We start from the raw sequence: 1271 nt of genomic DNA, 5'->3' as shown, positions 1-1271 counted from the left end.
CTCGCCCAATTTGAAGCGGGTGTTTGGGAGGGTTCGGCTGCGGTGGCGGTCGTGTCTGGTGATGAGGAGGTGAGCTACGGTGAACTGAACCGGCGCGCCAACGCACTGGCGCGGCGGCTGCGTGCAGCCGGTGTCGGCACCGATGTGGTGGTGGGCGTGGGGCTGGAGCGCAGCGTAGCGATGATGGTCGCGCTGCTGGCGGTCACGAAGGCAGGCGGCGCCTACCTGCCGCTCGATCCGGATTACCCGTCGGAGCGGCTGGCACACATGCTCCGCGACAGCGGCGCAAGGCTGGTGCTGACGCAGGGGACGCTGCGCGACCGGTTCGCAGGCGTTCTGAAGGAGACTGGCGCAGAGGCATGGCTGCTCGATGGACCGCTGGAGCGGGACGACGCCAACCTCGATGTTGCGGTTCATCCGGAAAGCCTCGCCTATGTGATCTACACCTCAGGCTCGACCGGATTGCCGAAGGGCGTGATGGTGCGCCACGACGCGGTGAGCAACTTCCTGGCCACCATGGCGGAGCAACCGGGTATCAGCGCGCGCGAGCGGGTGCTGGCGCTGACCTCGCTGTCGTTCGACATTGCGGTACTGGAGCTGTGGCTGCCGCTCACGGTCGGCGCCACCGTGGTGCTGGCAGACCGCGAAGCCGCGCACGATCCCGCCCGCCTCAAGGCGATCATCGCCGGGAATGGGGTGACGATGATCCAGGCGACGCCGTCGAGTTGGCGGATGCTGCTGGATCACGACGATGGGGCGGCAGACACATGGCTTGCGCCCGGCTGCCGGGTGCTGTGCGGCGGCGAGGCGCTTCCTCCCGATCTGGCGCGGCGGCTGGTGGCGCGGGCTGGCGAGGTGTGGAACCTGTACGGTCCGACCGAGACCACGGTGTGGTCGGCGCGACGCCGTCTTGATGCGCAGGATGACCGGCCGGTGCTGGGCGGGCCGATCGGCAACACCACACTGTACATCCTGGACGACGACCTCAACGTCGCACCGGTCGGCGTTGCCGGCGAGCTTTACATTGGCGGGCTCGGTCATGCACGCGGCTACTGGAAGCGCGGCGCGCTGACGGCGGAGCGCTTCATCCCCGATCCGTTTGGCCCACCGGGAGCAAGGCTCTATCGCACCGGCGACGTCGGGCGGTGGCGGAGTGACGGCGTGGTCGAGTATATCGGCCGCTCCGACCATCAGGTGAAGATCCGGGGGCATCGGATCGAGCTTGGGGAGATCGAGGCGCGGCTGCTGGAGCAGGGCGGCGTGCGGTCGGC

Annotated in this window: 1 protein-coding gene; it reads left to right on the top strand. The window is 68.6% G+C overall.

All coding sequences use genetic code 11. From position 1 onward, the window contains the following. Positions 1 to 1271: amino acid adenylation domain-containing protein (locus RCO31_RS34570; RefSeq protein ID WP_308972928.1), on the top strand; the 1271-nt coding region annotated here is incomplete at both ends.

Origin of the sequence: Bradyrhizobium sp. LHD-71, from assembly GCF_031157255.1 — a bacterium.
GTDB lineage: Bacteria > Pseudomonadota > Alphaproteobacteria > Rhizobiales > Xanthobacteraceae > P52-10.
The sequence above is the reverse complement of the archived record's forward strand: the minus strand, read 5'-3'. Positions and strand labels throughout refer to the sequence as shown.